Origin of the sequence: Streptomyces durbertensis (assembly GCF_014156695.1) — a bacterium.
In the GTDB taxonomy this organism is placed as follows: Bacteria; Actinomycetota; Actinomycetes; order Streptomycetales; family Streptomycetaceae; genus Streptomyces; species Streptomyces durbertensis.
Map to the genome: position 1 here is coordinate 1 of NZ_WMLF01000270.1, position 7,272 is coordinate 7,272.

7 protein-coding genes and 1 tRNA gene are annotated in these 7,272 nt (G+C 70.3%); 7 read left to right on the plus strand and 1 reads right to left on the minus strand.

What is annotated here, in order from left to right; all coding sequences use genetic code 11:
- Positions 1-86 precede the first annotated feature (86 nt).
- The 6 genes from GL263_RS17550 to GL263_RS17575 all read left to right on the plus strand — a co-directional run bounded on the left by GL263_RS17550 (position 87) and on the right by GL263_RS17575 (position 6,197).
- Positions 87-554, plus strand: coding sequence for a hypothetical protein (locus GL263_RS17550; protein ID WP_182856670.1), 468 nt, complete (start codon positions 87-89; stop codon positions 552-554).
- A gap of 88 nt (positions 555-642) precedes the next feature.
- Entirely contained in the window at positions 643-1,803 is a 1,161-nt protein-coding gene (locus GL263_RS17555; RefSeq protein ID WP_182856671.1) for a DNA cytosine methyltransferase, read from the plus strand.
- Positions 1,800-2,639: a bifunctional DNA primase/polymerase gene (locus GL263_RS17560; protein ID WP_182856672.1), complete on the plus strand. Its 840-nt coding sequence runs from the start codon at positions 1,800-1,802 to the stop codon at positions 2,637-2,639. The genes GL263_RS17555 and GL263_RS17560 overlap by 4 nt, the downstream gene beginning before the upstream one ends.
- A 2-nt stretch (positions 2,640-2,641) precedes the next feature.
- Entirely contained in the window at positions 2,642-4,114 is a 1,473-nt protein-coding gene (locus GL263_RS17565) for an AICE element replication initiation protein (RefSeq protein ID WP_182856673.1), read from the plus strand.
- 457 nt (positions 4,115-4,571) lie between these two features.
- A complete protein-coding gene (locus GL263_RS17570) occupies positions 4,572-4,760 on the plus strand; it encodes a helix-turn-helix transcriptional regulator (RefSeq protein ID WP_182856674.1) in 189 nt (62 codons plus the stop codon).
- A 69-nt stretch (positions 4,761-4,829) separates the two neighbouring features.
- Positions 4,830-6,197: a tyrosine-type recombinase/integrase gene (locus GL263_RS17575; protein WP_182856675.1), complete on the plus strand. Its 1,368-nt coding sequence runs from the start codon at positions 4,830-4,832 to the stop codon at positions 6,195-6,197.
- 164 nt (positions 6,198-6,361) lie between these two features.
- Here GL263_RS17575 and GL263_RS17580 read toward each other — a convergent pair.
- Positions 6,362-6,443: transfer RNA gene (locus GL263_RS17580), tRNA-Tyr, on the minus strand.
- Positions 6,444-6,627: 184 nt separating this feature from the next.
- Here GL263_RS17580 and GL263_RS17585 point away from each other — a divergent pair.
- Positions 6,628-7,116, plus strand: a complete 489-nt coding sequence (locus tag GL263_RS17585) for a YajQ family cyclic di-GMP-binding protein (RefSeq protein ID WP_182856676.1) — start codon at positions 6,628-6,630, stop codon at positions 7,114-7,116.
- The last annotated feature ends 156 nt before the right edge of the window (positions 7,117-7,272 follow it).

Genomic DNA, 7,272 nt, shown 5'->3' on the forward strand with positions numbered 1-7,272 from the left:
GTCAGTGTGTATAAGAGACAGCCTCCACAGCGCACCCCGAAGGGGGTGTCGCGGCCTCCCTGAACCGGCACCGGAAGGGACTCCACATGCACCCCAACCACGCCCCCGGCACGCCCAATCGCCGGGCCATGGAAGTCCACCGACCCACCCCGCTCACGCACCCTGGTGCCCTCCCGACGCCGGCCGTGCCGGTCCAGCCGGGCACCCTGCCGACCGTGGCGAGCATCGTCCTCCCCGACGGCCGCATCGTCACCGGCTACGCCATCGAACCCGCCCACCCCGAACCGGTCGCCGCCAAGCCGGCCGTGTCCCGCACGGCGGTGAACGTCGCGCTCGGGGGCGTCGGGTTCCTCGCGGTGTGCGGCGGGCTGCTGATGCTGACCGCGTTCATCACGGCGTTGACCGCGCTCATCACCCAACTGATCGTCCTGGCCGCCGTGATCTTCGGTGGCTGGATCGCCGTTCAGCTCTTCAGCATGAGCGGCCCTCGCGATGCCGGCACCACGGTGAACATCCGCCGGGCCACGTTCAAGCGCAACCACTTCCACGGCTAGCCACGCCAAGAGCGGCCCCTCTCACGCCAATGACCGGGGCCGCTCTCGTCCACCTGCCAACTTGACTGACCTGTGGAGGTCTCCCAGCATGACGCAACCGACCATCATCCGGCGAGCCCCGAGCCCGCCGCTCCGCTTGCTGGCGTTGTGCGCCGGCTACGGCGGACTCGAAGCGGCGATCCGCGCCGGCACCGGCGGCCAGGTCACCGCCTACGCCGAGTCCGACCCGTTCGCCGCGGCGGTGTTCGCCGCGCACCACCCCGAGGTGCCCAACCTCGGGGACATCACCGCCGTCGACTGGCACCACGTCCGCGACCAGTACGCCCCGGACGTGATCGGCGCCGGTTTCCCCTGCCGCAACATCTCCAACGCTGGACGAAGGGACGGAATCAATGGGCAGTGGTCGCGGGTCTGGAAGAACGTCGCTGAGGCTGTGGGCGTCATTCGACCGCGCTACGTCTTCCTGGAGAACGTGGCGGCGCTCCGCTCGCGGGGGCTGGACGTCGTCGCCGCGGACCTGGCCGCGCTCGGGTATGACGCGCGGTGGACATGTCTACGAGCTGGTGACCCCGAAGTCGGCGCCCCGCACCCGCGCGACCGGTGGTTCGCAGTTGCCCATCCCGCTGATGCCGACCCCCACCACCTCGGACGGCACTGGCGGCCCCGGCCTCAGCCCCAAACGCAAGGGCGGGATGAACCTGCGCACCGCCGTCACCAAGCTCCCCCCACCCCCTCCGGGGACGTGAGGCTGCTGCCGACGCCGGCCGCACGGGACTGGAAGTCCGGCGCCTCCAACCTCCTGGGCCGCAACGCCCGCCCCCTCAACGAGGTAGTCGTCAACCTCCTGCCCACCCCGAAAGCGTCCGACGGGCCGCACGGCGGACCCAACCAGCGCGACGCCTCCGGCCGGTACTACCTGCCCGGCCAGGCCGTGCGACTCGACGAACGATGGGTCGCGGTCGACGGCACCGACTACGGCCCCGCCATCCGCCGCTGGGAACACATCACCGGACGCCCCGCGCCCTGCCCCACCGAACCCGGCACCCGCGGCAACCGCCGCCTGTCACCCGCCTTCGCCGAATGGCTCATGGGCCTCCCCACCGGATGGGTCACCAACGTCGCCGACATCCCCCGCAAAGAACAACTCAAGATCCTCGGCAACGGCGTAGTCCCCCAACAAGCCCACTACGCCTACACCCACCTACTCAGCGCCACCACCACCGCAACCACCCGTGAGGTAGCGGCATGACCCAGACCCTCAACCCGCTGCGCACCGCGCTGAGCCTCGCGGCGGCCGGCGTACCCGTCCTGCCCCTGCGCCGGGGCAAGGTCCCGTTCGGCAACTGCCGCACCTGCACCGGCAACGCGTGCGGCGGCCGGCCGAACATGAAGACCCCGGGCCCGTGCCGCTGCCCGCGCGTCTGCCACGCGTGGGCCGCCGCCACCACCGAGCCGACCGTCATCGCCTCACCCGCGTGGTCCGCCGCGTGGCGGGAGGCGGTGTGTGTCGGCTACCACCCCGGCGGCGCCGGGCTGACCGTCGTCGACCTCGACACCGCGACAGCCCTCGTATGGGCCCGGGAGAACCTGCCGCCCACGCAAACCGTGCCGACGACGCGCGGTGAGCACTGGATCTACCAAGGCACCATGCGCTCGGTGAACGCCGTCCGCCCCGGCGTCGACATCAAGTCGACCATGGCCTACGCGCGCTGGCTCGGCGCCGGCAGCGGCGCTGTGGCTGACCTGCCCGACGCCGTGCGCGCGCTGGCCGCGAAGAACGCCCCCACGGTTCGGCCGGCAACGTCGGCTGCCGCGCCGGCGGGTGGTGTGGAGTGTCGTCACCGCTCACCCGTCTTCCTGGAACGGGGCATCGCCATGGCCGAGCAGCGCATCACCGAGGCGCGCAGCGCGATCCACGCCTGCGTCTACCGGACCTTCCTCGCCGTGCTCTCCACCCACGGCCGGTGCGGCTGCCTGACCGACGCGCACGTGGCGCGACTGTTCGCCGCCGCGCAGACCAAGGGCGAAACCGTCCGGCACTGCACCGACGCGTGGACCAACGCCCGCACGCGACTGGGGTTGTGACCATGGCTGACGACGAGAAGAACCCGGCGCGCGAGGTCATCACCGACTACGCGCAGGCCAACTTCCGGTACTTCCGCACCGCCGACGGCACCGTCTACGCGCAGAAGAACGGGCACCCCGTCGCCCGGCCGATCCGGTCACAGGGCACCACTGGAAGCCACCGCCAGGAACTCATGGTCGGGCTCTACCGCGACGGGGTCGGCGTGTTCAACGGCACCGCGCTCAAGGAGGCGTTGGACCTGATCGAAGCACTCGCACTCACCGAGGACGTCCAGCCCGTTCACATCCGCGTGGCGCCCGGGTTCGACGGGGCGACGTGGCTGGACCTCGGGCGGGACGACGGGCGGTCGGTCCGCATCCACCCCACCGGCTGGGAGATCACCATCCCGGACCCGCGTGAGGTGTGCTGGCGCCGCACCCAGCTCACCGGCGAACTGCCACTGCCCGCGAAGGACACCGACGGCAAGGGCATCGACTTGCTGCTCGGGCTGTGCAACTTCGCCACCGCCGAGACGGAATGCCTGGCCCTCGCCTGGCTGATCGGCTGTCTCGGGCCGTCCGTGCCCGTCCCCGCCCCGTTCCTCACCGGCCCCCAAGGCGCGGGTAAGTCGACGGGGGGCCGGATGCTCGTGCGGATCGTCGAGGGCATGAGCGGCGACCTGCGCCGGGCCCCGAAGGACGAGGAGAACCTGATCGCGGCCGTGGCGGCCGGCTGGGTCACCGCGCTCGACAACCTCTCTCACATGACCCCCGACCTCTCCGACGCCATGTGCTGCATCGTCACCGGCGCCGAGAACGTCAAACGCGCCCTGTTCACCGACGGCGACGTGTTCCGCGCACGCTACCGCCGCCCACTCCTGCTGACCGGCATCGACGTCGGAGTCATCCGCCCCGACCTCGCCGAACGACTCCTCCCCCTGCGGCTCGAACGCCCCCGCGTCCGCCGCACAGAAGCAGAACTGTGGAACGAGTACGCCGAGGCTCTACCGGTCATCCTCGGGTCCCTGCTCGACCTCACGGTCAAGGTCCGCGCGGTGGAGGCGGAGACACCGACCGACCTGCGCATGGCGGACTTCGCGCACCTGTGCGCGCAACTCGACGCAGCGACGGGATTCGGAGCGCTCGCCGCATACCGGGCCAGCCTGGACGACCTGAACGACGACGTGATCGAGGGCGACCTGTTGGCCCAGACCGTCCTCAGGCACGCCGCGGACATCGAACCGGGCACAGGGCAGCGGATGACGTCCACCGAGTGGCTGCACTGCCTCAGCCGCCTCTACAGCGGCGAGGACTTCCGTCCCCTGCCCAAGGGGTGGCCCACCACGGGAAAGGTCCTCTCCGACCGGCTCAAGCGCCTCCAACCCACCCTGGCCGCACGGGGCGTCCTCATCGACTCGGGCCGCACCCGGGAGGGGCGCTACATCGAGATGACCCGCTCACCGGCCACGCCACTGCACGAGCAACAGGCGTTCTGACCGGCCGCCGGGCCAGACAAGCAAGAGGAGCACCACCGGCCGGGCGTGCTCCTCTTGCTGTTCGGCGGCGGCGCCGCCCTGAGATGGCTCCTTCTTCACGCCTGTGCGCACCGCACTACCGCAGACGCCCTCTCTTTGTCCTAGGTAGGAAAACCTGCGTCACCTGCGTCACGCCGGCCCCGAGAACCAGGGGTGACCTGCGCAGACGGCCGTGACGCAGACGGCCTCTCCCTGCGTCACGCCGCGTCACCTGCGTCACAGGTGACGGACAGCCTGCGTCACCAGTGACGCACCCCCAACGCTCTCCGTCACGAGAAACCCGCAGGCCAGATGGCCTGAGTGACGCACGTGACGCGGTGACGCAGAAATCCACACCTCGGACAGAGGCGAACTCCCGACGAACCGACCGTCCGAAGACACCGCCCCCTTCCAGACCGAAGCCTCGAAGGAGTGCACCATGGCCAGTCCTCAGATGCTCAAGCTCCCCGAAGTCCTCAGCGAGCTCGGTATGAGCCGTGCCGCCTTCTACCGCATGCGCGCCCGCGGGAAGGCTCCGCGGCTCGTGAAACTGCCGAACGGTCACCTGCGGGTTCGCCGCGTCGACCTTGACGAATGGCTCAGCAAGCTGGAATCGCCCGCCTACTGATCGCACCACCTCACCAACTCCACCCAAGGGGCCCGGCTCGTGCCGGGCCCCTTCTGCAGGAAGGTCCCCATGGGGAACACGTACAACGTTCGGATCTGGTCCGTGCGGCAGCGGAAGGACCGCGGGCAGAGTTCTGCGGAACTGCGTTGGAAGACGGACGAGACCGTGCACTCTCAGACGTTCCGCACCAAGACGCTGGCGGAGGGCCGACGCGCCGAGCTGCTGCGGGCGGCGCACGCCGGCGAGCCGTTCGACGTGACCACCGGGTTGCCTGTTTCCGAGCTGCGGCAGCGCAACGACGTGACCTGGTACCAGCACGCCCGGGAGTACATCGAGATGAAGTGGCAGCACGCTCCCGGCTCCACTCGCCGGACGCTCGCTGAGGCGATGGCCACGGTGACGCCGGCGCTTGTCACGAACACGAAGGGCATGGCCGACGCCAGGACGGTGCGGGCCGCGCTCTACGGCTGGGCGTTCAACGTGAGTCGCCGAGACGAGGAAGCACCGGAGGAAGTGGCCGCCGTGCTGGCGTGGTTCGAGCGGAAGTCTCTGCCCACGTCCGCGCTGGCCGACCGGATGCACGTGCGTGCGGCTCTGAACGCCTTGACCAAGAAGCTGGACGGCTCCACCGCCGCGGCGTCGACCATCCGGCGGAAGCGGGCCATCTTCCACAACGCGCTCGGCTACGCCGTCGACGCCGGCCGGTTGGCGGACAACCCGCTGCCCCAGGTTCAGTGGAAGGCTCCGGAGCAGGTGTCGGAGGAACTGGACCCCGCGTCCGTGCCCGACCCGCGGCAGGCACTCGCGCTGCTCGACGCCGTGCGTACGCAGAGCGCCCGCGGGCGGCGCCTGGTCGCGTTCTTCGGGTGCATGTACTACGCGGCGGCGCGGCCGGCTGAAGTCATCGGGCTCCGCCTCCAGGACTGCGAGCTACCCCGGCGGGGGTGGGGAACCCTGCGGCTCCGAGAAACCCGCCCGCGGTCGGGGTCGGCGTGGACCGACAGCGGCGAGGCGCACGACCGGCGCGGCCTCAAGCACCGCCCCCGGAAGGCGGTCCGGACGGTGCCGGTCCCGCCCGTTCTCGTGAACCTCCTGCGGTGGCACATCACGGCGTATGGCGTCGCACCCGACGGGCGGCTGTTCCGCACGCAGCGCGGCGGGCTGATCCAGGACACCGGATACGGCGAGGTCTGGGCGGAAGCCCGCACCCGCGCGCTCACACCCACTCAGTGCGCGTCGCTGCTGGCGAAGCGTCCGTATGACCTTCGCCACGCCGCTGTGTCGACGTGGCTCAGTTCCGGAGTGGAGCCGCAGGAAGTGGCGGCGCGCGCGGGCCACAGCGTGGCCGTGCTGTTCCGGGTGTACGCCAAGTGCCTGGACGGCGGCGCGGCCACCGCGAACGCCAGGATCGAGCGGGCCCTGAGGAACGGTGGCTAGGAGGGCCGAAGCTGCCCCACGCCTGCCCCACACGGACTGGTCAGCACCCGAATCCGGGTGAGACACACCGGGACAAAGCGCCCATAGCGGCCAGGCGCGCCCGCGAGACGCCGAGAGGGTCTGTGAGCAGCATTCCTGCTGGTCACAGACCCTCTCGTATCCTGTGGCGGCGCCAGGATTCGAACCTGGGAAGGCTGAGCCGGCAGATTTACAGTCTGCTCCCTTTGGCCGCTCGGGCACACCGCCTGGGATGGTGTCGCCGGGGAGCCGTGCTCCGTGGCAACGAGGTAAACCATACCCGATCCCCACGGGTGCTCCGCCACCCGGTTGATCAGCGGCGGGGCACCGTGGCGCGGAGCTAGGCTGGCCCGCGCGGCCGTGTGCGGCCCGCTGTCCCCCGAGCAACCTACCGACGAGGAGCCAACTCACGATGGCCGACTCCAGTTTCGACATCGTCTCGAAGGTCGAGCGGCAGGAGGTCGACAACGCTCTCAACCAGGCGAGCAAGGAGATCTCCCAGCGTTACGACTTCAAGGGCGTGGGCGCGTCCATCGCCTGGTCGGGCGAGAAGATCGAGATCCGCGCGAACTCCGAGGAGCGGGCCAAGGCCGTCCTCGACATCTTCCAGTCCAAGCTGGTCAAGCGCGGGATCTCGCTGAAGTCCCTGGACTCCGGGGAGCCGCAGGCCTCCGGCAAGGAGTACAAGCTGTTCTCCTCCATCCAGGAGGGCATCTCGCAGGAGAACGCGAAGAAGGTCGCGAAGATCATCCGCGACGAGGGCCCCAAGGGCGTCAAGGCGCAGGTCCAGGGCGACGAGCTGCGGGTCAGCTCCAAGAGCCGGGACGCGCTCCAGGAGGTCATCGCCCTCCTGAAGGCCCAGGACTTCGACTTCGCCCTGCAGTTCGTGAACTACCGCTGACCGCTTCCGGACAACCTGGTGTCCGCCGGGGACGAGCGGGGCACAACACGGGCACACCGGCGAGCACGGTCTCGCCATGCGGCCCGTGTTGTGCCCTTCTCGCCGGACCACCGGGCGCGGCGTGGGGTGAGGGGGCGTGGTGGACGGAAAGGGCCC

What these genes read in the sequence shown, in the direction of transcription:
- GL263_RS17550 (WP_182856670.1), top strand. Translation starts at nt 87, where the DNA reads ATGCACCCCAACCACGCCCCCGGCACGCCCAATCGCCGGGCCATGGAA.
- GL263_RS17555 (WP_182856671.1), top strand. Translation starts at nt 643, where the DNA reads ATGACGCAACCGACCATCATCCGGCGAGCCCCGAGCCCGCCGCTCCGC.
- GL263_RS17560 (WP_182856672.1), top strand. Translation starts at nt 1,800, where the DNA reads ATGACCCAGACCCTCAACCCGCTGCGCACCGCGCTGAGCCTCGCGGCG.
- GL263_RS17565 (WP_182856673.1), top strand. Translation starts at nt 2,642, where the DNA reads ATGGCTGACGACGAGAAGAACCCGGCGCGCGAGGTCATCACCGACTAC.
- GL263_RS17570 (WP_182856674.1), top strand. Translation starts at nt 4,572, where the DNA reads ATGGCCAGTCCTCAGATGCTCAAGCTCCCCGAAGTCCTCAGCGAGCTC.
- GL263_RS17575 (WP_182856675.1), top strand. Translation starts at nt 4,830, where the DNA reads ATGGGGAACACGTACAACGTTCGGATCTGGTCCGTGCGGCAGCGGAAG.
- GL263_RS17585 (WP_182856676.1), top strand. Translation starts at nt 6,628, where the DNA reads ATGGCCGACTCCAGTTTCGACATCGTCTCGAAGGTCGAGCGGCAGGAG.